This is a genomic window from Paenibacillus hubeiensis (assembly GCF_032334105.1).
GTDB lineage: Bacteria > Bacillota > Bacilli > Paenibacillales > Paenibacillaceae > Paenibacillus > Paenibacillus hubeiensis.
This window is the reverse complement of the sequence record NZ_JAVYAE020000002.1, coordinates 545,912-570,525: the sequence shown is the minus strand read 5'-3', so window position 1 is coordinate 570,525 and position 24,614 is coordinate 545,912. Positions and strand designations below refer to the sequence as shown.

The 24,614-nt window shown below is 48.3% G+C and carries 18 protein-coding genes; 3 read left to right on the top strand and 15 right to left on the bottom strand.

Going from position 1 to position 24,614, the window contains the following annotated elements; genetic code table 11:
- Positions 1-100: 100 nt before the first annotated feature.
- The 11 genes from RSX24_RS09110 to RSX24_RS09060 form a co-directional block, all read right to left on the bottom strand.
- The gene (locus tag RSX24_RS09110; RefSeq protein ID WP_343260358.1) at positions 101-1,777 is read right to left on the bottom strand and encodes an ABC transporter substrate-binding protein; all 1,677 of its coding nucleotides are present in this window, start codon (positions 1,775-1,777) and stop codon (positions 101-103) included.
- A 40-nt stretch (positions 1,778-1,817) separates the two neighbouring features.
- The gene (locus tag RSX24_RS09105; RefSeq protein WP_343260357.1) at positions 1,818-3,479 is read right to left on the bottom strand and encodes an ABC transporter substrate-binding protein; all 1,662 of its coding nucleotides are present in this window, start codon (positions 3,477-3,479) and stop codon (positions 1,818-1,820) included.
- A 119-nt stretch (positions 3,480-3,598) separates the two neighbouring features.
- Entirely contained in the window at positions 3,599-5,338 is a 1,740-nt protein-coding gene (locus tag RSX24_RS09100) for a sensor histidine kinase (protein ID WP_343260356.1), read from the bottom strand.
- Positions 5,335-6,903 (bottom strand): response regulator, encoded by a 1,569-nt coding sequence (locus RSX24_RS09095; RefSeq protein ID WP_343260355.1) that lies wholly within the window; start codon positions 6,901-6,903, stop codon positions 5,335-5,337. Before RSX24_RS09095 ends, RSX24_RS09100 begins: the two co-directional genes overlap by 4 nt.
- A gap of 503 nt (positions 6,904-7,406) precedes the next feature.
- On the bottom strand, positions 7,407-7,802 hold the full coding sequence (locus RSX24_RS09090; protein WP_343260354.1) for a hypothetical protein: 396 nt from the start codon (positions 7,800-7,802) through the stop codon (positions 7,407-7,409).
- Positions 7,803-7,970: 168 nt separating this feature from the next.
- On the bottom strand, positions 7,971-8,291 hold the full coding sequence (locus tag RSX24_RS09085; RefSeq protein WP_339272405.1) for a hypothetical protein: 321 nt from the start codon (positions 8,289-8,291) through the stop codon (positions 7,971-7,973).
- Positions 8,292-8,581: 290 nt separating this feature from the next.
- Positions 8,582-9,424 carry a carbohydrate ABC transporter permease gene (locus RSX24_RS09080; protein WP_343260353.1) on the bottom strand — a complete coding sequence of 281 codons (843 nt, stop codon included), beginning with the start codon at positions 9,422-9,424 and terminating at the stop codon, positions 8,582-8,584.
- Positions 9,425-9,461: 37 nt separating this feature from the next.
- Positions 9,462-10,340 (bottom strand): carbohydrate ABC transporter permease, encoded by an 879-nt coding sequence (locus tag RSX24_RS09075; protein WP_339272407.1) that lies wholly within the window; start codon positions 10,338-10,340, stop codon positions 9,462-9,464.
- A 69-nt stretch (positions 10,341-10,409) separates the two neighbouring features.
- Complete coding sequence (locus RSX24_RS09070; RefSeq protein ID WP_343260352.1) at positions 10,410-11,720, bottom strand: ABC transporter substrate-binding protein; 1,311 nt, start codon at positions 11,718-11,720, stop codon at positions 10,410-10,412.
- 264 nt (positions 11,721-11,984) lie between these two features.
- Positions 11,985-13,091: a response regulator transcription factor gene (locus RSX24_RS09065; protein WP_343260351.1), complete on the bottom strand. Its 1,107-nt coding sequence runs from the start codon at positions 13,089-13,091 to the stop codon at positions 11,985-11,987.
- A gap of 1 nt (position 13,092) precedes the next feature.
- The gene (locus RSX24_RS09060) at positions 13,093-14,895 is read right to left on the bottom strand and encodes a sensor histidine kinase (protein ID WP_343260350.1); all 1,803 of its coding nucleotides are present in this window, start codon (positions 14,893-14,895) and stop codon (positions 13,093-13,095) included.
- A 179-nt stretch (positions 14,896-15,074) separates the two neighbouring features.
- Here RSX24_RS09060 and RSX24_RS09055 point away from each other — a divergent pair, with 179 nt between their 5' ends.
- Positions 15,075-16,079, top strand: a complete 1,005-nt coding sequence (locus RSX24_RS09055; protein WP_343260349.1) for a LacI family DNA-binding transcriptional regulator — start codon at positions 15,075-15,077, stop codon at positions 16,077-16,079.
- A gap of 126 nt (positions 16,080-16,205) precedes the next feature.
- The gene (locus RSX24_RS09050) at positions 16,206-18,449 is read left to right on the top strand and encodes an alpha-galactosidase (RefSeq protein WP_343260348.1); all 2,244 of its coding nucleotides are present in this window, start codon (positions 16,206-16,208) and stop codon (positions 18,447-18,449) included.
- Positions 18,450-18,616: 167 nt separating this feature from the next.
- Here RSX24_RS09050 and RSX24_RS09045 read toward each other — a convergent pair whose 3' ends face one another.
- The 3 genes from RSX24_RS09045 to RSX24_RS09035 form a co-directional block, all read right to left on the bottom strand.
- Complete coding sequence (locus RSX24_RS09045) at positions 18,617-19,828, bottom strand: macrolide family glycosyltransferase (protein ID WP_343260347.1); 1,212 nt, start codon at positions 19,826-19,828, stop codon at positions 18,617-18,619.
- Between the two features lie 73 nt (positions 19,829-19,901).
- Positions 19,902-20,048 (bottom strand): hypothetical protein, encoded by a 147-nt coding sequence (locus tag RSX24_RS09040; protein WP_343260346.1) that lies wholly within the window; start codon positions 20,046-20,048, stop codon positions 19,902-19,904.
- A gap of 93 nt (positions 20,049-20,141) precedes the next feature.
- Positions 20,142-20,747, bottom strand: a complete 606-nt coding sequence (locus RSX24_RS09035; RefSeq protein WP_343260345.1) for a GNAT family N-acetyltransferase — start codon at positions 20,745-20,747, stop codon at positions 20,142-20,144.
- Positions 20,748-21,590: 843 nt separating this feature from the next.
- Here RSX24_RS09035 and RSX24_RS09030 point away from each other — a divergent pair.
- Positions 21,591-22,193, top strand: coding sequence for an MFS transporter (locus RSX24_RS09030; protein ID WP_343260344.1), 603 nt, complete (start codon positions 21,591-21,593; stop codon positions 22,191-22,193).
- Between the two features lie 264 nt (positions 22,194-22,457).
- Here RSX24_RS09030 and RSX24_RS09025 read toward each other — a convergent pair whose 3' ends face one another.
- Positions 22,458-24,473, bottom strand: a complete 2,016-nt coding sequence (locus RSX24_RS09025) for a hypothetical protein (protein WP_343260343.1) — start codon at positions 24,471-24,473, stop codon at positions 22,458-22,460.
- Positions 24,474-24,614 lie beyond the last annotated feature (141 nt).

Below are 24,614 nucleotides of genomic sequence, written 5' to 3'. Positions count from 1 at the left end.
ATGCTCCTTTCCCATGCTGTTATTCATGCGCGGAAAAGCCTGGTTAACAGGTAGTCAACGTCTTCTCCAGCGCACGTAACAGTTTGTTTTGACCATCAATTTACCATTTGCCTGCAATCCGGTTTTTGACAATCTCGGTGATGGTTTTCTCGTAGCCTGCTTTGTCCAGCTTGTTCAATTCGGTCATGTAGGCATTCCACAGATTGTCGAAGTTCGCTGGTGTACCCAGGATCATCTCCGGCAAATATTTACGCTGCAAATCATCCGATTTCGTTGTAAAAATCTGTTCCGGTGAGCCCTGCTCCAGTGCAATGGACCATGCCGGGAACCACGGACGCTCTTCCGGCTTGTTGAATAGTTCACTAAAGGTCTGGATGCCGTAGGCTTCTAGGAATTTCTTATCTCCTTCGGTGTATGTTGCCGCGACTACTTCAGGCTGATTCCCCGGACTGTATGCGTTTCCATCAGAGAGGGTGGATTCTCCTCCATAGCGCGGCCAGTCTGTACCGAAATACGTAAAGCCGAATTTGCGGCTCAGCTCCAGATCATCATGCATTTTCCGTTGATCATCGTTCGCATAATAGTAGCGGCCTTTTTCATCCACGCTGTAGGTTTCATCCTTGATGCCCCACTGTACCAAAATCTGATTCTCTTCTTTCAGCAAATTGTCAAAATACTTGATGATACGTACCGGGTCTTTGGCATTAACCGAAATTCCGGTTGCATAGTTGTTTACAAAGCCGGGAGGATCAATGTACTGATCCTTGATGCTCTTGTCAAAGACAATCGGAAGAGGTGCATAACGCTTCTCATCAATGCCCGCTGCAAGCAGGTTTTTGGAGGCATCCCCGATCTGCCAGCCATAGTTAAAGTATCCGAGAACACGACCCGAAGTCAGTTTGGCCAGATATTGGTCCTTGTTCATCGTGAAGGACTCCGGATCAAGCATGCCTTTGGCGTTAATTTCGTTCAGCTTCTTGATCCACCGTTTCTGCTCATCGGTTCCGGCAACCACCTTGGCTTCATGGGTCTTCATATCGACCATAACGCTGCCGTCATTCGGATATCCAGCGAGGTGCATGGCCGGATTTTGCAGGGTGAAAAAGTTGTTGGCTACGCCCGCAAGGGATACAAAACCGATCGTTTCCGCTCCGTCAACCGTAGGATGTTTCTCCTTGTAGTCCTCGATCAGGTCGAAGTATTCGTCCAGCGTAGTTATCTTCGGATAGTCAAACTCCTTAAGCACAGAACGCTGAATCCAGAAAGCTCCCCCGCCTATATTGGGGCTGCCCGAGTATTCTCCCTGATTGGCTGTATACGGCAGCGCGTAGATTTTTCCGTCTTCCGCGTTTCTCATTTTGTCAAAGTACGGTCCATACACCTTCTTGATATTCGGTCCGTACTCCTCAATCAGATCATCCAGCGGAATGTAAGCTCCGGCATCCAGCAGCTTCGACATCTCTCCGCTGGAGCTGATGACATCCGGGTAGTCTCCGCTCGCAATCATGACGCCGGCCTTGGTCGCGCTGTCCCCAACCAGGTATTCCATTTTCCAGTCCACGCCCGTCTGTTCCTGCAAGGCCTTGCCAATCGTTGTTTCACTTGCCAAGGTGTCCTTCTTGCCCGAAGAGAACAGGTAATAGGAGAATGTAACCGGACTGTTATCCTCTTCACCTGCAGCTGCAGGCGCTGGGGTTGAATGGTTCGAGCTGCATCCTGCCAGCAGGGCGATCAGCGCTGCAGCCAAGCATGCCTTTTTCAAAGTCGGTTTCAACATGAATCAATCCCTCCAATGGTATAATCTCAATCGATATGCATTACCACTTTCCTGCTACCCGGTCCTTTACAGCCTGTGTAATTGTAGCCTCGTACGTTTTCTTGTCCAATTGATTCAACTGGCCCATGTAATCATTCCAAGTATTTTCAAACGCCGTAGGCGATTCCATGATCATTTTGGGCAGGAATTTTTTCTGAAGATCATCTGCCTTCGTAATGAAAATCTGTTCAGGTGAACCCTGCTCCAACGCAATGGACCATGCAGGGGACCAAGGGCGTTCATCCGGTGTGCTGAACAGCTCGGCAAACGTCTCTACGCCATACTTTTCCAGCAGCAGCTTGTCGCCGTCCGTGTAGCTGAAGGTAGCCACTTCGGGCTGATTGCCTGGGCCATAAGCATTCCCGTCCTTCAGCAAGGAGTTATTGCCGTATCGCGGCCAACTGTAGTTGAAATAGTCGAATCCAAACTTCTGGCTAAGTTCCGGATCTTCATGGTATTTGCGCTGCTCGTCATTTTCATAATAAAAGCGCCCTTCTTCATTCACGCTATACGTTTGATCCTGAATGCCCCACTGTACCAGAATCTGATTTTCTTCCTTGAGCAAATTGTCAAAATACTTGATGATTCGTACTGGGTCCTTGGCCTTGACGGTTATGCCTACACCATAGTTGTTCACAAAGCCCGGCGGATCGATATACTGGTCTTTGACAGTCTCATCGAACACGATCGGCAGCGCCACGTAACGCTTGTCATCGATTCCAGCCTTTTTGAGATTGCTTGTTGCGTCACCCACCTGCCAGGAATAACTGAAATATCCAAGCACCCGCCCGGAAGTCAGTTTGGCCAGATACTGATCCCGGTTCATCGTAAAGGATTCCGGATCGAACATGCCTTGTGCGTTCACCTCGTTCAACTTCTGAATCCATTGTTTCTGATAATCAGACCCGGCTACGAGTTTCGCTTCATGGCTCTGCATATCTACCATCACACTGCCATCATTCGGGTAACCTGCCAGATGCATGGCCGGATTTTGCAGGGTGAAGAAGCTGCTTGGTTCACCTGCAAGTGTGGCGAAGCCAATCGTGTCCTTGCCGTCAATCTGCGGATACTTCTGCTTGTAACGCTCAATCAAGTCGAAATATTCGTCCAGAGTGCGGATTTGGGGATAATCGAATTCTTTCAACACCGCACGCTGAATGTAAAATCCCGTCTGAAAATTGGGTTCTGATACATATCCGATGTTGGCTGTGTACGGGAAGAAGTAAATCTGACCATCTTCCTGCCTAAACTTGTCCATGTAGGGACCATATACACGCTTGATATTCGGTCCGTATTGCTCAATCAGCTCATCCAGTGGAATAAATGCACCTGCATCCATCAGCTTCGCCATCTCTCCACTGGAATCAATAATGTCCGGATAATCACCACTGGCAATCATGACACCTGCCTTGGTTGCACTGTCACCTACCAGGTACTCCATCTTCCAATCCACACCCGTTTGTTCCTGAAGCTTCTGGCCGATCGTGGTGCTGCTTGCCAGAATGTCCTTCTTTCCCCCGCCAAATGTAAAATACTTGAACGTAACCGGCGTATTGTCCTCGCTGTCTGGAGACGTTGCCTCCGGACTGGCTTTGTTGCAGCCAGCGAGCGTTAATGCGAGCAAGATAACCAGACCTGTGAACAAAGATTTCTTTCTAAACATGTGGTAGATGCCCCCCTTTGACGACCTTCGTATCGTGAAGCATCCTCAATATATCAAGATAGCGCTTACAATGTTACCCATGAAAGTGTACCTTCTGCTTAGAAAAGTATATTGTCCCCTCAGTCACCACGCATGCACCTTTCATTCAGCGGCAGCTTGATCCGGATCTGTGTCCCTTCACCTTCCCGACTGTGAATGGAGAACGTGAAGCAGTCACCGTAACACAGTCTCAAGCGGCTATATGCATTCTTCATGCCGACATGTTCCCCCATATCCGTGTTCTGATCCAGATACTTTAGCAGCTCTTCCAGCCTGGATGAAGACATGCCGATCCCGTTATCTTCGAGGCATATGTGAAGATGATCATCTTCTGCGGATACGGAGAGTTGAATCAGACCTTGACCCGGCGTGGACTCAATCCCGTGAATGCTCGCATTTTCTACAAACGGAAGAATAACCATCTTTGGAATTTGAACCATAATCACCTCAGGGGCTGCCTCAATCCGGTACTGAAGCTTTTCGCCAAAACGATACTGCTGAATCTGCAAAAAGCTGTCGATCAGTTCCAGCTCTTCCTTCACCGTCACATGCTGCTGGTTCCAGCTGATCGATTTCCTGAACATTTTAGCCATATGATGTACGATTTTGGCTGTTTCCTTCTCACCTTTGATCAGGCTCCGCATCCGCACGGATTCGAGCGTATTGAACAGAAAATGAGGATTAATCTGACTGTGAAGGGCATGAAGCTTTGCCTGCTGCTGTTTAAGTTCCAGATCTTTCTTCTGAATGTCCGCCAGGTATACCTCATCGATCAAGCTGCGAATCGTCTCGGTCATCCGGTTGAATTCCGTCGTAAGCTGACCAATCTCGTCTCTCGCATTCTCAGGAGGGATGGTCTGAAAATTCTGCGTTTTTACTTTTTTCATATGTTTCAGAATGCGTACCAGTCTGACATGAATGGATCTGGACATCGCTGCAATGATGATCGAAGGCAATACAAAATTAATACAGGCCAGCCAGACAACAGAAGAACGGGATTTTCGAACCTCCCGCAGGACAATCTCTTCATCCATAACGCCTTGCAGCGACCAGCCTTCCAGGTAGTTAATACCGGAATAGATGCTTTCAAACCGAATCGTCTGGTTCGGAAAATGAATCTTGCTGTACAGCTCCCCAATCCGGTTTCCCTGCGTGTCAGGGTCATTGGAAAAGCGGATATGCCCTTCCGGATCTACCAGGTACACGCTTCCGTCAAAACCACTGTTGCGAAAATGTTCCTTGATGACATCCATATTGAAGTCTATTTTCAACAATTGCTCGATACCTCCCGTATCCAGATTATCGAGTCGCTGAACAAGGCTGAGTGTCTGGTCCGTGGCAATCAATGCCGGATAAGGGGCAGAGTATGCCCGAAATTGCTCATACCAGTTCGTTTTGCGCACAGCCGCCGTCAGCCGTTCAATGTACCCTGAGGATAAGATGGTTGGATTATCGGTGTATACCTGGTACCAGCGAATTCCCTGGCTGAGCTGTCCTGAAAATTCCCCTTTCAAATATGTATTGTAGGCCTGAATATATTCAAAATGACTGCCAAACGACCGGGACAATGTATCGTTAAACACAGGATCGGCATAGAACGAATACGATAAGGCCACTGCCTGATCAACCGTAACGCGCAGGTCATTCCTCAGATTGTTCATGGCGACACCAGCGTCACGCGTTTTCTGACTGCGGATATTCGCCGTGGTTACTTGATAGAAAACTACATTGGTAACCACGATGGGAATAAAAACAGACAGCACATACATGAGCAGCAGCTTGTCCCGAAGTTTCATGTAATTCAGATTCCACCGGATCATTGGACACCTCGCTGTCCATTTTCCTTCAGCAGATTACGGTAGGCTGTGGGTGACATCTTGACGATCTTCTCGAACTGGGTCACAAAATAATCGGCGTTCTGGAACCCTACGCGGGCGGCGACCTCATACATTCTCAGATCCGTTTGGCGAAGCAGCTTTTTCGCCTCCTGGATGCGCAGGTTCAGCAAATATTCATTGAAATATTGATCGTAGCTTTTGCGAAACAGACGGCCCAAGTAGACCGGATTCATATAAAACAGGGCCGCAATGCTTTTGAGACTGATGTTCTCGGTATAATGGGCATCAATGTATCGCTTAATCCTGCTGATATCCCCTTTGGATTGCTCCATCCGCAGCTGTGCGATGTACCCCTCTGCCTCATTCAGGGCTGCCAGAAAAGCTTCCTTCAGCAGTTGCAAGCTCCAACCCTCATGACTTTGTTCTGCCAATGTCTTTAACCGCTGAAGCCCCGCGTCGGTTCCACCCATCTCATGAACGACCGCCAATATTCCCGTAATACAGCGCAGCAGAGAGCCGGTTACCGCTTGAGGGGAAAAGCGACGAGCATGAAAAAGCTCAAACATGTCATTTACAATCGCAAGGCACGCAGAGCGGTTCCGTTCCTCCAGACTCAGGATTAAGGGGTCAACATCTTCCTGATTCACATTAAACACATAAAGAGACTTGTCCCTGATATCCGTATACCGCACAAAACCTCCTTGTTCTGCATATTTGTGCTTGGCCGCCTCTGCCGCTTCCTCATAAGACCTCGGAATTTCGCATATTTCATGTACAAGCGTGCCTGCATAGAAACCCGAATCTGCATGTAAATGTTCGCTCAGTTCCTTGTGGATGGCATGCAGTTTGTCTTCCACATGACGTTTCGAAATTTGTCCCTTCCATAACAGCATCAGACCAAATCTGCCGCGCTGCTCCTCCATGACGAAGATACTGAAACCATCCTCCTCCAATGGATGAAGACATTCGCGAAGTTGTTGAAGAGTCACTGTTCTCACTTCCAAACCCTGCTGCGGTTCAATCAGCGCAATCATCAAACTAGCCTGATGACCTATTCCAAGCATCTCGGCATATCGATGCTCTTCCGCCTTATGCACCTGGCCTTTGATCATGTTCTCCAGCATCAGGCTGCTGGCCTGCTCCTCTGGCAAAAAAACATGTTTGCGTTTCGTACGGATCATGTTCGCCGCTTTTTGCAGCGTTGCTGTCATTTCTTCCTCATCGATCGGTTTCAGAATATAATCCTGAACCCCGTACCGAATAGCCTGCTGCGCATACTTGAAGTCGTGATAACCGCTAATAATGATGAATACGGGTTCCAGGTTCGGTGACTTCACCACGGAGCGAATCAGTTCCAACCCATCCAGAACAGGCATACGAATATCGGTAATAATTACATCCGGCTGCAGACACTCTGCCCTGTCCAGTGCTTCGAGACCGTTCTCCGCTTCTCCGGCGATCTCCATGCCGAGTCCATGCCAGTCAATCAGTTCATGCATTCCTTTTCGAACAAACATCTCATCATCCACCAGCAATACCTTCAACATTCAATCGTCCCCTTCCCTAACCAAAAAATAAACCGAAGGCATCGTTATTACCTCTGCCGAATCCGACACAGCTCCTGCATTGCAAAGTTTGGAATTTGGTTCAGAAACGCCTTATCGGAAAGCGTTTGCATTCTCTGATTCAATGTGCCAGCTGGTTTACAGTTTATAGATTGTTGCCTGTAAATTCATTGCACGAATCGTCCTATTGATTGCGCGAAATGACAACCGATTCACGCCCAAAAGCAAGTATAACGTGTCTCAGATTCGTTACATTTTCAAATAGGCGAAATTGCACCAAATAGCTTCACCTCAGTTCGTTAGCATAAATCAGTGAATGATGAGATACGACAAAAAGACAAAGCAAAAGGGACGAAGCAGAATATCCATCTGTTTCGTCCCCTCTTTGCTTCATCATGGCAGCAGTCATAGACCTTTCATCTGCCGACTTATAAGTAGACTGCTGTTGATCATGATTCTCCTTACCAAAGCATTCTTTGTTTCAATCATTTTTCGTTTTGTTCCTTTACTTCCATTCCTCTTGTCAAAAAAACGATACCAATAGCAGCAAAAGTTACATAATTACTTATTCTTGCTATGACGTCTTCATCATTCTCGTAATTAATCCAAAACAAGAGGGCGAATGGCGAAATGATCATTAATACCTTCATAACCAACATAAATACATATTGGACTTTTTGCTTTCGTAAATTCCCTTTTGTTGAGGTTATTCTAAGGCTGACCTTCGAAGAGTCATAGATGGTTATTAGTAGTGCGATAATACTTGTGTATGCCGTTATTTTCGAGCTCATTTGAATCCATGGAATAAATGCTACTACGGCAATTCCTAGATAAATTCCTGCAGCTAGGTAAAAAAGGTTGCTTTTGATTTTTCTTTGCAAACTCTCTCGCTCCTCACTTTTATATATCTGTTTTACCATGATTATACAACAACAAGTTTTTGTAAACCTTGTATTATGAAATATCTCTGATTGGTGAACAACAAAAAGACCGCCGAGCTAAGCTCTGCCGTCCTTTGTTGCAATTATTCGCTTGTATAATGGTAAGAACTACATTTGCAGTTTATTCAATCCCTTTAATAGAATGGTTGTTTGCTGAATATCTCCGCCGCGATCAATATACGCAGACCACTTGGGAAAAACCTCTTTGAAGAATTCATTTCCTAAATCGGTTAAATCTGAGCTTCGCAGCACCAAATCGTCTTTGAGCGAGCCATCCTCATGGAAAGGTTCTATAACTATTAACTTGTGCTCTGCCAAAAAATTCATTAGTACCGTTGTCATTGAAGTAACTTGCTGTCGATAAGACAAGCTTTTGCTTCTTTTTAACATCGTGGGATAACTGTATCTTAATATACTCACGCTGATCACCTCAAATTCCACCTACTGGTTATGACTACTCTAACCTATACATAAATTACCAGTCAAATGAGGAGGATTCATGCCTATTATATATTCCCTACCTTAATCTCCCACTCTCTTTGCGATGTCGTCATAAAAGCTGAACCTTGGGAGACAAAGGGACCATTGCGGGGCCAAACAAACCTTCTTAATTCCAGGTTCAAGTGGCACTACATCATCCAAATTCCGGTACAAATACTCCGCTATCGAGCCGTAAGTAGCACCAAAGGTCGGTCATCAGATCAGAGGATCGTCTCTATTTAGCCCTTCACTGCCGAGCCTACTGTCATCGCACGCTCGACCTGCTCACTCAAGAAGAGATAGACGAGCACCATCGGCAGAGATGCAATGGTCATGACAGCTCCCATGGCTCCCCAATCTGTACTGTAAGAACCCTGAAAGAATAACAGACCAAGCGGCAGCGTCTTCATATTCTCATCCGAGATCAGAATGTAGGCAAGCGTGAACTCATTCCAGTTATTTAGGAATTGAAAAATAGCCACGGTCGCAATCGCTGGAAGTGCCAACGGTACAATGATACTGAGAAATAGACGATAAATGGTGGCTCCGTCCATACAAGCCGCTTCTTCAATCTCCTTCGGAATCGCCATCAGGAAGCCATAGAACACCATCGTAGAGAATGGGAGTCCTATAGCTACATAAGGCAGAATCAAGGCTCCATAGGTATTGGTCAGGTGAAAATCACGTACCAGCAGCGCAAGGGGAATCATGATGACCTGCAGCGGCATGAACATGCCGATAATCATGTACGTCCGCGCCAGCGAGTTGAAGCGCCATTTCATACGGGCCACGGCAAAAGCAAACATCAGAGCCAGCAGCATAATCAGTAAGGTGGAGATCGTCGATACCACGAAGCTGTTCATGAAATACCGCGGGATATTGAATTGCTGCCAGGCGTTGATATAGTTCTCAAATCGAAAGGTGGTGGGCAATCCAAACGGATTGGTCACAAATATCTCATCATTGTTCTTCAGTGAATAGGAAATCATCCAGAATAGCGGGTAGATTGATACGATCAGGTACAGCCACAGCGGTAGCTGCAGGAAAGCTTGTCCGATTTTGCGCAGAGCCGTTGTACTCATTTCGTTCTCCTTTACATGTCTAGTTGCATTCATGCGATTAGGCTTGTTGTCCACGGTCAAATACCTTGTTGATGATTACGGTAGCGAGCAGCGAGAGCAGCACCAGCACCACGGATACAGCGCATGCATAGCCATAATTACTCTCCATGAAGGCATAGCGATAGATCATGAAGGTGAGGGTATAGTTAACGGTACCTGGACCTCCATTGGTCATGATCAACATCTGTACGAACGCACCGATCCCTGAAGTAATAGCAATGATGAAGCAGAACTTGTAGGTCTCTCTCATCAAAGGCAGGGTGACGTAAAGATGTGCCTTCCATTTGCTGCAGCCGTCGATTGTGGCCGCCTCGAAGTAATCCTCCGGAATGGATTTCACCCCTGCATACAGAAGCGCGAATTGGTAGCCCATGAACTGCCAGGCATTGACGAAGGCAATCGCAATAATGGATTCCGTCGGAGAATTGAGCCAGTTCTGCTGATACGGAATATGCAGCAAAGTGAACAGGCGATTAATGAGTCCGTTGGTCGGATCGTACATCGCGATCCATAGCTGGCATACAACCGTAACCGACAGCACAACGGGAATAAAGTAGGCGGTCTTCAACAATTTTCGACCACGAGTACGGGGATCGGCGCAGATCAGAGCAAGGATCGTACCGAGCCCAATCTGGAAGACAACGAGCACAAGGGCGAAAATGCCCCCGTTCTTCAGCGAGGTCATAAGCAGCGGATCATTGAACAGCTCGATATAGTTGCTGAGTCCCGAGAACTCGGGTGTGCTCAGTCCGTCCCAATCATAAAAGCTGCGAACTACGGTCTGAAGTACGGGATAGATTATAACAATACTGTATATCAGCAGTGCTGGCAGCAAAAACAGAGTCAGTGCTGTCTTGTTACCCAAATATTTATTCATGTTTTTCTTCCACCCCTTCTGTCTATCAGAGCACCCCTTGATGAAAAATCACCAAGGGCTGCCGGGTTCCTAGTTCTCTTTATCCAGCACACGGTTCAGACTTTCGATGAATTCCTCTGGCGTGTAGCTATCCACCAGTAGAAACTGTGTGCCGTCATTGATGGCATTTGTAATTGCCGTATTACTTAACAGCTGTGCGTAATTCTCTGCATTTGGCAGAAGCTCGGTTGCTACACGCTGCATCATGGCAGGAACATCCGAAGCGATCGGCAGGTCAACCTTAGGCGAAACGATCGGGCTGCCCAGCTGCGTGTAACGGTATTCGGCAGACTTAGCCGCCAAGAAAGCTGCGACTTCGACTGCTGTATCCTTGTTCTTGCTGCCTGGATATACGGCATACCCTTGCGGAGCTCCCGCCCCGTTGATGAAATACTTGGATTTCTCATAGGCAGCCTCGTCCTTGGCCGGCCAATACATCCAGTCCACCTGATCTCCCAGCTTCTCCTGCGAACTGTAAATCTCCCATTGGCCATTTACGAACATGGCGGCTTTGCCTTGATAGAACAAAGAGGACGCCTGATCATAGTTGGTATTCGTTGCATTCGCATCGAATAATCCCGCTTGCTGCAGCTTCTTCATCTGCTGAGCGGCAGTCACGAAAGCCTCAGGCAGCTGCTTCACGCCCTCTTCACCCAACGCTCCAAAGCCTTGCGGCTGCTCGCGGGTCACCAGACCGTTATAGAAGGCGGTCGTAATCCACTTTTCCTTCGCAAATATGGACATCGGCACATAGCCGGCAGCCTTCAGCTTCTGCGCAGCCTCGGCCATCTGATCAATGGTCTTGATCGGTGTCTGGATGCCAACCTGTTCGAAGATCGATTTGTTGTAATAGAGGATCTGGAACTCGATTCCCGTATCGGGATAAGCGTATACATGATTGTCCGGCGCTACCAGACGGGATTCTACGCCCGGATTCAGATTCTGCTTGAATTTCGTGGTAGCTTCATAGTCATCCAGCAGCTCGACATTTTTGGATTTTGCCATCGTCTGCAGCGTCGACCAGTCTGTAAAATAGATATCAGGCATATTGCCCGTTGCCGCATAAGTCTTCAGCTTCTGATAGCCATCCTGGACCGCGGCCTCCAGCTCAATTTCTACATTCGGCATTTCCTCTTTGAGCTTTTCCACCGCATAATCGAACGGCTTGGACGTGTCATCATCAAAATGCTGGGCATACACCTTCAGTTTGATTGTCCCATCGCCGGATGGATTCGATGCTTCCGGAGAAGAGGATTCCGTGCTCCCGCAAGCAGCCAAAACCAATGACATTGTAAGCGTTAGCAATGCAGCCTTCAAACGTTTGTGATTCCGTACTTTCATTTCATGGCCTCCCTGTGCAGCTCTCTATTGACTGCGTTTTCATTGATGTAGCTATAGTATAATCAACACGGACATGGTTCTTTAAGGAACAAAACGGGCACTATCTGTAAAAAACGGGACAAATCCCGGCAGGTCGTTCATGAAATGCCTTGAAAGGAAGAGCAGCCATCCTTCAATAACGAAGAATAGCTGCTCTCTATGATCGTAATTTATGGCATACTTTTATAAATACTATTATAAAAAGTACAGACGATTATTTTGCAGCTATCTCTTCTTGATCTGCTCATATTCGGTCGGCGTCATGCCAAAGCATTTTTTAAAGGACTTGCTGAAATAATTCGGGTCGCTATAGCCGACGCTCTCCGCGATTTCGTACAGCTTGCGGTTGCCCTCCAGCATTAGCTCCTTAGCCTTCTTCATCCGAATATGTGTAATATGATCCACGATCGAGAAGCCGGATTCCTTGCGGAAGACGCGCCGCAGATAGCTGGGGTCGACGAATACTCCGGCGGATACCTGCTCTGCAGACAGGTCTGGGTCTGAATAGTGCTCCTGGATATAATGAATGGCCGCAGCGAACAGGCTCGAGGCCTTCGTCGGGCGGATTTGCTCCATCAACCGAATCAGGCGATGGTATAGCGATACCAGCCACTCCTCGGCGGCCTCCCAGCTTCCAAGCCCTCGCAAATGATCATAAGGAGAGATCACATCCCGGTGATCCCATAGCCGATCATAGCCCATGCCCCGTTCACTCGCAAAGGTCAGAGCCAGGGACAAAATCCCCATCAATGTCGCATCCGCATACTCGTCTCCCCATTCATGCATTCGGAGCTGTCGCACAGCTCTGCGGACCTCCTCCAGGCACTCGCTGTCCTTCATGAGCAGTCCCAGGACGACCGCATCGCGCAGGCTTCCAAGATCGGGCGCTACAGCCCGGACGCCACCAGTACTTTCCATAGACTCCCCAGATTCACCGCGCTTCTCTGCAATCGGCAGCTTCGGCAGATCCGGCCCAATCCGTGTCAGCATCGCGCTCATCTCTTCTGCATTAAAGGGCTTAAGCAAATAATCCTGAACGCCTGTGCGCACCGCTTTTTGCAAATATTCGAACTCGTTATGCCCGGAAATGAATACAATCGCCATCCGCTCGAACCGAACCTTGAGCCGCTGCGCCAGTTCAATCCCGTCCATGAACGGCATATTAATATCGATCAGTGCCAGGTGCGGCTTGTGTTTCTCTGCTTCCTGGAGCGCCTCTTGTCCATTTCTCGCCTCACAGCAGACCTGGAAGCCATGACGTTCCCAGTCCATTTTCAGACGCAGAAAATCACGAAATAACGGCTCGTCATCAACAATCATCACTTTATACACGCTATGCCTCACTTCCCTTTTTCAGCATCGGCAAAGACAGCTCGACCCTTGTCCCCTCTCCGGGGATGCTATGCACCATAATTCCGTATTCCTCTCCAAAATACAAATTCAACCGTTGCTGAACACTATACGTACCGATCGAACGCGCAACCGACTCGGATGAATCCCGTGACATAATAGCTTCTACCTGTGCGGCCTCCATCCCTACCCCGTTATCCTCTACCCGGATGATGACCTTGCCGTTCTGACTGAAGGCGGATATACGGATGAAGCCCTTGATGCCTTTGGCCTTCAACCCATGATAAATCGCATTCTCCACCAGAGGCTGAAGCGACAGCTTCGGAATCGGGGTGCCCGCCAGCTCAGGCGGAATGTCAATCTCGTAACGGAATACATCGGGATAGCGGATCTGCAGAATCGTCAGATAGTCGTCCGTCAGCTCCGTCTCCTTCTCCAGAAGGATGAGCTCTCGTCCTTTATTCAAGGCCGTCCGGTAAAAATCAGCCAACGCCTTGGTCGTATCTCTCGCTTCATCATGACGGTCCAGCTCATTCAGCGCATAGATGGTATCCAGCGTGTTGTATAGAAAATGGGGCTTGATCTGTGCGCTCATCAAGGCGAGCTCAAATTCACGCTTGCGATTCTGCTCCTGCCTGACTGTGTCGAGCAGCTCCCGCACCCGTCTAACCATATAGTTAAAGGCCTCGGCAATCGTACCGATCTCATCCTCGGAACGTACATGCGCTACGGTATGTATATCCCCGTTCACTACCTTTCGCATCGCCCCAGTCAGCTGCTCCAGCGGACTGACGACCATTCGGGACAGAAAGCTCGCACCAAGCCAGGAAAATACCAGGCAGAACACGCCAATCGCTGCGGTTAATCCGACATTCTTGCGTACATCTGCCATAAGCAAATTCAGGGACACAACATTCACGAGCTTCCAGTTCATCCGGTCATAATTGACTACTGTAATCAGATTACCGTTCTCCTGGAACGAGCACGCTGCAGCGGAAGAGTGACCGGCGCAAGACTGCATGGACAGCACCAGCTCGGAGCTAATCGGTTGCATCAGCTGCGCATGATCTTCAGCTACGACCACCTGGTTGCCCCTATCGAGAAAATAGTAGGCTTTCGGCGTGGATGCATCACTGGATTTCAGATATGCAGATAACCGCTCCTCCTTCACCAGCAGGAACAAGGTCCCGTATACTTCCCCATTGTCGATGTGAATGACCGTCTTGCGGAGCGTCAGAATCGGAGAGGCCGGGTCCGGTGTCAGCATGTCTCTGCGTTCCATGTCGATCCAGCTCGCACGCCCATAGCTGTCCATCTCCTGACCGCTAACCACCAGCTTGCGGATACGCTCGGCATCCCCTTTCTCGTCATAGGAGGAGTATATGTTCCCGCTGCGATCCACGAATACAGCTCCGTCTACCTCCTTGAAGATCGATACATCTATGGACAGGCGGCTCTGCATCAGATTCGCAAAACGCGTCTTCTCGACCGTGGATTCCGGAGACCCGCCATTCGATTCATACAAACGGTTAATATTCGTGACCATAATATTCGCGGCGGTCTCTACACTGCTGAAAATGTAATCGGTTCTAGACAAAATCAGTTGAGATTCGTCCATCACATTGCTGGTTGTCCGCTCAATCAAGGAGCGGCTGAAGATTTGGCTCGATCCGGCACCAAGAATAACCAATGATAACATGATTAAGGGAAGAAACAGGGCAATGACCTTGCTCTTGAAGCGCAGCCGCCCGAACCATTGATGTGCCAAAGACAAGTACTTGTACATGATTCGCCCCCGCAATTCGAAGAATACTCATCATGTTAACACAACTCCTCCACAGAGGAGTAGATAGAAAATGCTAGAAAGCCGGGGAAGATGTAAGCGGTTATTGAAATCGCTTGTAGAGTGTGATAGGCTCAAGATATTGTTTTAGTAAAATTATTAACTAAAAGGTGTGAGCGCAGTTGGCAACGATCAAGGACATTGCCCGGCAAGCCGGCGTATCCGCCGCAACCGTATCCAGAGTTCTCAATAATGACCTGTCTCTGTCCGTGAGCGAGGATACCAGAAGCAATATATTCGCCATTGCGGAACAGCTCCAATATAAGCCCAAACGGCTCGGACAGCTCAAGCGGAACATGCAGCGTGCCGGCAAAACGGTCTCGCTGCTGCTCTGGTGCTCCATTGAGGAGGAGCGTGATGATCCTTACTATGCTTCCATCCGGCGCGGAATCGAGATGCGCTGCGAGGAGCTTGGGCTAGCACTGGGCCAGACCTTGCGAGGACGCCTCTCCATAGCCCAGCTGCAGCCTGCCGACGGACTCATCGTAGTCGGTGGCGTCAACCCGGAAGAAATCACATCGGTCCCGATCAACAAGGAGGCTATCGTCCTGGTCGATCAGTATCAGGAACTAATGGACTATGATACGGTGCGGGTACATTTTCGCCAAGCGGTCGATCAGGCGCTAAGCCATCTACTGGAGCTTGGACATCAACGCATCGCCTTCATCGGCGGCGAGAGCACTGGAGAACGACGGGCACACTATTTCAAGAAGTTCATGGAGGAGCGAGGACTCTTCAATCCTGAACTTGTTCGTGTAGGAGCTTGGAGCAGTGCTGACGGATACCGCATGATGAATGAGCTGCTGGCAGAGTCGGAGCGGCCTACGGCTGTATTCGCCGCCAGCGATCCGCTCGCCGTCGGCGTGCTGCGCGCGCTTCACGGGCACGGGCTGCAGGTACCGCAGGATATGGCTGTCGTCGGGTTCGATGACATTGAGATGGCTGCTTATCTGCAGCCCGCGCTCACTACCATCCGAGCCTATCCCGAGCAAATGGGCCGCGCCGCCGTACAGCTGCTCTCCGAGCGACTTGAAGGGCGGGAAGCCCCGGCGCATAGTGTGATCGGAACCAAGCTTATTGTAAGAGAAAGTTCTCGCCCTGGGACGCTTGAAGCGAATCCCGGGTGATCCGCACGGCACGATGACATTATTATTGCTTCAGGAGAATAATGGTCACGCATATTTGAACTTCAAGTACCGACGGCTATAAGCCTGATCGGGCAACAAATCATTTTGAACCCGGGAGTGAATCTGATGAATATCCATGTAGACGAGACACTAGGCCTGTTTCATTTGCAGTCCAAAGACAGCAGCTATCTGTTCCAAATCATTGAAGGCTATCCTGCCCATCTGTATTGGGGTGCGCAACTGAACCACGATGCCAGTCTGGGGCACATTCTGGAGCTGCGGGAGCGCTGCTCGTTCTCTCCGAATCCGATACCTGCGAATCGTACGATCTCACTGGACACGCTGCCTCAGGAATATCCGCAATTCGGCACCAGTGACTTCCGTCAGCCCGCTTACCAAGTGAAGCTGGAGGATGGCAGCAGAATTACCGAGCTGAAATACAGCGGCTACCGCATCGTCCCTGGAAAGCCCAAGCTGACAGGACTTCCTGCTGTCTATGCAGAAACGGATGAGGAAGCTACGACGCTCCACCTGTATCTTAAGGATGATTATTCAGGCCTTAAGGCAACTTTGCTGTACACCGTTTTTGCCAATCATAGTGCGATTGCACGCTCCACTTTATTTGAACATGAGGGCAAGGCTGCACTTCACCTCGAAGAAGCCATGAGTGCATCCGTAGATTTCAGCGACTCCGAGTACGAGGCTCTCTATCTGTCGGGTGCCTGGGTACGCGAGCGCCATATTCAGCGGAAAGAGCTCGGTCCTGGCGCCTTGCGTCTGGACAGCCGCCGCGGCTCCAGCAGCCACCAGATGAACCCATTCCTCGCCCTGCTCCGTCCGGACGCCACTGAGGATCTTGGCGATGTATACGGCTTCAGCCTGGTGTACAGCGGCAATTTTGTCGCACAAGCCGAAGTTGAACAATTCGGACAGACCCGGGTCAGCATCGGAATCAATCCGTTTGATTTTTCGTGGCAGCTTGCGCCCGGAGAGTCGTTCCAAACGCCTGAAGTCGTGATGGTGTATTCCGGTCAAGGGCTGGGAGGCATGTCTCGTACCTATCACCGCCTGTACCGGACTCGTCTATGCCGCGGCAACTTTAGGGACGAGGTGCGTCCGATTCTAATCAATAACTGGGAGGCGACCTACTTCAATTTCGATGCTGACAAGATCGAAGCGATCGCGAAGGAAGCCAGTCCGCTCGGCATTGAGCTCTTCGTCCTTGACGACGGGTGGTTTGGCAAGCGTGATAATGATGACAGCTCTCTTGGGGACTGGTTCGAGGATCGACGCAAGCTGCCGGGCGGTCTAGCTGATCTGGCCAAGCGCGTCAATGATAAAGGCATGCAGTTCGGCCTGTGGGTCGAGCCGGAGATGATCTCGCCAGAAAGTGAGCTGTACCGCAAGCATCCGGACTGGTGCCTGCATGCGGAGGGCCGCCGTCGTACGGAAGCCCGTTCCCAGCTTGTGCTTGATCTGTCGCGCAAGGAAGTATGCGATTATCTGTTCGACACGCTAAGCGCCGTATTCTCCTCGGCCCCGATCACTTACGTGAAGTGGGATATGAATCGGAACATGACGGAGGTAGCCTCGGCGTCTGCTTCCCGTGAGCGGCAGCAGGAGACGGCTCATCGGTATATCCTTGGGCTGTATGATCTGCTGGAACGCCTGATCACCAGCTTCCCGCACATTCTGTTCGAAAGCTGCTCCGGCGGTGGCGGCCGCTTTGATCCAGGCATGCTGCACTATATGCCGCAAACCTGGACCAGCGATGATACGGACGCTATCGAGCGATTGGCGATCCAATACGGTACGAGCATCGTCTACCCGGTCAGTACGATGGGTGCGCATGTATCGAATGTACCGAACCATCAAGTACACCGTACCACCTCCCTTACCATGCGCGGCGACGTGGCCATGAGCGGAAATTTCGGCTATGAGCTTGATCTGACCGCACTATCCGCGGAGGATAAGGCTCTGGCAGCAAGACAGGTCGCCCAATACAAGGAGATCCGTTCTCTGGTACAGCAGGGGGATATGCACAGACTGCTCAGCCCGTTCGAGGGACGCGGCAATACGGCCTGGATGTTCGTGAACGAGGATCAGTCGGAGGCATTCGTGGCCTTCTTCCGTGTGCTGGCCGAGGCCAATGGACCGATTCGGCGTCTGAAGCTCAAAGGACTCGACCCGAACAAGAAATATCGACTCGAATCCGGCACTGATGCTGCTGGCAATGAAACATCCCCATTCCGACAAGCCTTTGGCGGACAGAGCTTCGGTGGCGATCAGCTGATGCGGATCGGTCTCGTCATCTCAGATCTCCAAGGCGATTTCGCCAGCCAGACCTTCCGTCTGCGGACTGTGGAGTAACAGAATACGCTATGATTTGAGCTAATGTTCATTAGAGAAATAAAGTAAAGCAGCTAGCCGGCAGGGTAACAAAGAAACAATATAAGTGCGCCAGCTTCATCGCATATGTATATGCAAGCAGCCAGTTAAAGAGGGTCCCCCTCGATAACTGGCTGCTTTTTTCGTCGTTATACTTTAGCAAAATGGCTTTTGATTATCTCGGCGGCCCGCTTGAAACCGCCGGCATGCCGTAAAGATTCGCCGATAAGATAAGCCTGCTGTTTGTAGCGCGGATTGCTCAAAACCTCTGTTAATGCCGCTCTCAAATCTGTTGCGCTTAGAGCATGTTTGTTTAAAGTGATGCCCCCTCCCAACTCCTGTACCCGTTTGGCGACAAGAGGCTGGTCCGAAGTTAATGGAATCATCACCAATGGCACGTTGTAATAAAGGGCTTCACTCGCACTGTTCATCCCCGCATGTGTAATAAAAACATCCGTATGCTGCAGCATATCGAGCTGTGCAATGTATGGTTTGACGATAAAATTGTCAGGAATCCGATCAGCCAGCGGCTCCATATCCGTGTATTTTCCTGAGGACAGAACAACATTCACCGGCAAATCTCCCAAGGCTTCAAAACAAAGCCGATAGAAATCCAGATCCTTATTTAAAATGGTGCCCATGGAAATGTACACCGTTTGCGGATAACGTTCACGAAGCAGCTTGAACGAGAAGGTCGGTGCATCTTGGCGCGGTATGATCGAAGGACCCGTAAAAATAAAACTATCGTCCAGCTTATCTGCATGCGGCTGAAAATAACGGCTTGTATATACGAGCTTTAACCGACCTGCATGTGACGGAATCTCTTCCAGCGCTGGAACCTTCACTTGAAACTCTTGAGCTAACTCACGAATTATCTTCCTCGTGGCCTCATACAGTCCCCCGCTATCCGTCTCCTTGTCATTCGATCCTTGGCCAGCCCCTAGAGGTTCTACAAAAGCAAAGGAGGCGATCGAACACACCGCAGGAATTCCCAGCTTTTCTGCAAGAATAGTCCCTCCCCAGCCTATCAGGGAATCAAAGATCATATAATCGAACTTTTGATGTTCAATCACTCGAAGTACCTCAGGGACGATTTTTCGAATGATGCCGCCTGCCATCATATAAATGAACCGATAAGGATGTTTGTACTCCTGAGGTTTCAATACCGGGTCATGAGAGAAGGCATCTTGAGGAAATGGATAGGTAAGTAATTGGGCTCCGGTTTGTTCAATTCGGGAACGGTACTCCTCAGAACACACATAGACAACTTCCTCGCCATGGTCAATCAACTGAGTAACTAATCCTAATGACGGATTCACATGGCCTTCAGCCGGAGTAATGACAACTAACACACGTGCCATCTGGTTTACCTCCCTATAAAATAATAATTTCCCCCGTTCTTCGTGATGGATTTTAACGACGAACCGTTATTTGTTATATGGGAAGATTCTCCTTCGCGTGGCTTATCGGATGATGTTCTTGATGAACGATCAGCGCACCGCCTGTACCGATGCTCAATGCCACATAGAAGGAATCTACGAATTGGAGATGGCGGACATTTTCCTCTCTTTCTTTCGGCACGTTACAAGCTCTTGTCCTTGACTCAGGTCAAGAACTTGTAACGTTCATACCAAAAAGTCGCTAATTTAGCGACATCAGTGGGCATTTTGGAAGTTATGAGTATTTCTTTGATAATAAAAAAAGAAGTTTTTCTTTTACATCCACCCAATCGGTGTCTATTATGCTGTAAAAAACATTATCATGAATGGATCCGTCGGCCTTTACTCTATGCTTACGGAAAACTCCTTCCTTTACAGCTCCAATTCGTTCGATTGACCGTTGTGATCGAATATTTTGTCCACTCACGGAGAATTGCACGCGTATTAGATTCAATTCTTCAAAGCAATGCTGCAGCAGAAGGAATTTGCACTCCGTATTGACACCTGTCCTCCAATAGTCCGGTGAGAGCCATGTCCATCCAATCTCAGCATTTCTATTAATCATATCCAGTTCGCCTATTCGAGTGGTTCCAATGATCTCTCCTGAAGCTTGGTCAAAAATGGTGAAGGGGAGCTGTGTTCCTTTGTTTTTGTTCGCCAATGCATCTGTCAGCACTTGATCCAGTTCTTCCGTTGTATTCATCGTTCGCCAGGTGTATTCCCATACATTTGGAGACATCAAGACTCTGATTAATTCCGCCTTGTGGCTATCTTCCATCGGAACGAGTGTAACTATGTTCCCTTCTAGAACGAAATTCGTATTTTCTTGCAGGATAACCACTCTCCTCCGTCTACTTATATATAATATAGATACAAAGTAACGAAGTGAGAAGGGACAATCCGTAAAAATTTTTTTTGGTCCTCTATATTCATTTATAATAAACGTTCGAAATACTCGCTGGTTTGCTGTTTCATTAAACTTATCTGCCCATTCGTTGAACAAAAACAGTCAATCGCAATGATCAACTCATTTATTTCATTTTCCTTTTGTAGAAGACTCTTGACCAAAAGAAAATTGCATTTCCGATCAGCAAAATAGTAAACTCCCAGCCCGTTTTACCTTTCGAGATTAAATTGATTAATGACCAAACCAACAACGCCAAAGTAAAAAAATACGCCGGCAGCTGTTGTGTTGCTGAGCTATAAGTCTCCCTTTCGTTGAAAAAATGGAGTTTTTCAACCTCTTCTTTCGACACCTAATAAACTATTTAATGATGTGACTTGATTTGAATCTCCATTGCTCCCTGAAAAGAAAATAAGTACTTCGCAAACTATATTGAATCATCAGGTAGACAAACGATGCCGTCAATCGTTCAAATTATTTACTTTTTATTTGCAAAAGTAAAATGCTACAATGATGAAATCTTTTTAATTTTGATCGGGGGCAGACCGTTGAAAAATCTCATTCCTTTTCCTGAATATAACTGAATATAGGGAAGGATGAGTTCAATGCTAACCAAATCATTTCATAGACTCTGGCTTAGTCAAGCTCTATCTATTTTAGGAGCTATTAGGTGGTGCTTGCTTATCCTCCTGCATGATCAGCAAAGTCAGCAGCAACACACACCAAACTCCAGCCGGTTCTTGGAGACGCTCACTTCAAGATGGATGGCGAAATTATTTTATGTTACCGAAGTTACGTGTCTTGTTATGGATGGATCTTTGGGAAGGCTTATTTAGAGGTGTATTCGCTGGGGCGCTATTGCTCGTGTTCGTAGGCGAACGACTACATGTTGGCGATGTATGGTGGGGTTGGATAAACGGCGCTAATTTAGGTGGTTTCGTTCTTATTAGCATTCTTATGAGCCGTTTGTCGAACGAAATGTGGAATCTTGGGCTCATGCTAGCTGTGGGCAGCGGATGCGTTGCTGCACTAACACTCGGCTTCAGCTTTTCTACTAGCCCGCTGGCGACACTATTTATCATGTTTGCAATTGGGGCTTCCCAAGCCATAAAAGATTTAGCGGAACGTACTTCTTACCAAACAAGCGTTCCAGCTTCAGAGCTACCACCGTTATTTGCCGCCCAATCGTCACTTACCTCAATTTTATATGGAGTATCTTTATTATTATCCGGCTGGCTAGCGGATACCGTAGGTATTCAAATGCTATATATCTATGCATCGGTTGATTTTCCCTCTCTTTCGTGGGTGCTCTTATGTACCGAAAGAATGTACTGCAAAAAAATAGATACAACGATACGGAAGACATGCCCATTAAGGAGTTAATGAAGTCAGACTTATAATAATTAATTTGTCAGCTTGAACATTTTTATGTATATGGTACTTCATAAACTTTAAATGCATGTGATCAATGTTTAGATATACCATCTAATTGGTAATTAATCGGACTATGTTCTTGTCCATTCCGGCAATCGGTACAAGTTCTTGTTCTTAGCTTGGGACAAGAATTTGTACCAATAAAATAAAAAAGCCGCTGATTCACTTAGAATCAACGACTTGTACATACGGCCTTTTCTGGGCTCAATAAATTCACTCATGCTCTACGTCTGCATGAGATGTATGCTTGACCCCGTTGTCTGCATAATGCCAGTAGTCGCCAGCAAGTCCTTCGATGATCGATCCGCTGGCCCAGGGCATCAGGCAAAACCAGGTGCTGGCTGGTGAGCCATCCGCATACTTTTCGGTGACCAACCCTTCCGAGTGACAGAACCGTTCGGACATCCATCCTTTTTTGCCATATCCGAATTCCTGATCATAGCGATTGTAGGTCTGGCAGCCCCAACCGATCGTATCCATCATCCGCTGACGTACATAGGAATCTTCCCGCAGCTGCACATAGTATAATAACTCGTCCACCAGGTTACTGGACATGGGGTGAATGTGCGGATTAGCTACGGAAGTAACACTTCCTCCGGAACTGGACCAATTTAATGTACTGAGCGGCGGAATCTTGACAGGTGAGTTGTAACAAAATTTGAAACTGAACTCATAGCTGATTGCATCTCTCATGTGGTCGAGAAGCAGATCGTCCCCAGTCAGCGCGTGTAGAAACCGAACAGCCTTGATGTAAGCCAGAATGCCTTCCGAATCAACCGCCTTATCCGCATCAAGCGGAGCACCGTAACATTCCATATGTTTGACATAGGTTTCATAGTAATGGGCTTCACTTCGTCTCAGTTCATCCAGTGAGGTTAAATCTTGGGTTAGCCAACTGTAATATGCCATGGCAGCAAGACACCAGGCTCCACTAAAGGCATCATATTCAAGACCTGCTCCTGTTCGCTCTGACAAAATAGTAGGATATTCTCCATCCGTATTTTTCGTACACTCCAGTCGTTCAAGCACCTGCTTGACATAACCAAGCCAATCATCGTGCCTGTGATTACGAATGCGCTTCTCATAATCGTAACACTTGAGAATATAGAACATCGCCTGCGCGACCAGGTAGGAAGAATGCCCCGGCGTACGCATCCCGTCGAACCACCATCCTTTAATGCTCCATTTGCCGTCCTGATAGGCATCGTAAGGAAGACCGGATTTAGGATTCATGGCATTTTCGATAATATTCGTAATGCAGGACAATGCCTGCTGCCGCATGGGCTCATTATTCAGACGAAGTGCAGCCATCAGCATCGGTGCAGCTATAGTCATGCCATTGGTCCAACTGATCGAGATAATTTTGTTGAAACGGTAATTTCCGGTGGCAGCGTCTTCATATACAAAAGTGGAGTAATGACGATCCTCTGGAAGCCAGGCATATTCGTGGATGGCATTGGATAGATCCGATACCGTTGTCTGAATGTTGCTTCCTTCTCTTGGCTGCTCATGATAGCGCTCATAGATCGACTCTATCGCTGGATTGATACCAAGCTCCGATGCTGACTCATAGTGATACAGCTCAAGGGCGAATACAACCGACTCCCCTGCCTCCAGTTCGAAGCAATTCTCCCCGAGGGAAGCTCGCTCATGAACTAGTCTTGATTTGATAAACAGCAATGGAGCATTCTCATATCCCAACGTGTATCCGACCGTCCCTTTTTCAACGGAACAAGTGAATCCACCGTATTGTACAAACGTTCCCTTCATCCCTGGATACCACTGCTGCTTCTGCCCTCCTGTGTTAATCCAATAAGGACTTGCGCTTAGGCCAAATATCTGTCCTGTATCATAGACCAGTGCGGTCGGGTGAGACAGGCGATCGCTTCGGACCATCCACCATGGTGATGAAGGACGGGACGGATTTCCCTCCCTGATTCTCGGAAACTCATTAGGAACATTTTGCGGGGCTTCACCCCGATTACGCCCATACATAAAAGCAGGCAAAAAGAACCTCGGATTCTGCTTGTCAAACGGCAGCTCTACATGAATAACTCCGGCCCAATGGGTGTCCCCTTCATTGCAGATACGTATACGGACTTGCCAAGGGTCCTCTGCCCTTCCCGTCCCGCCTTCTATTTGTACGTCAGCCTTCAGATCATGCTCGGTCAATGACGTATACTCTACGTTCTCCTGTACTCGGTTTCGTGCCGTGAAAATCAGTTCCATTATTTCCTCCAATCGCGTTGTAAGATGCTCATTTCGAAAACGCTTGCAAATTTTAATTCCAAATGCTAATATGGTTACATTTTAAAGGTTCAGGTGTGCAATTTCATTGCATAAATCATTATAATTATTGCGCGAAATAAC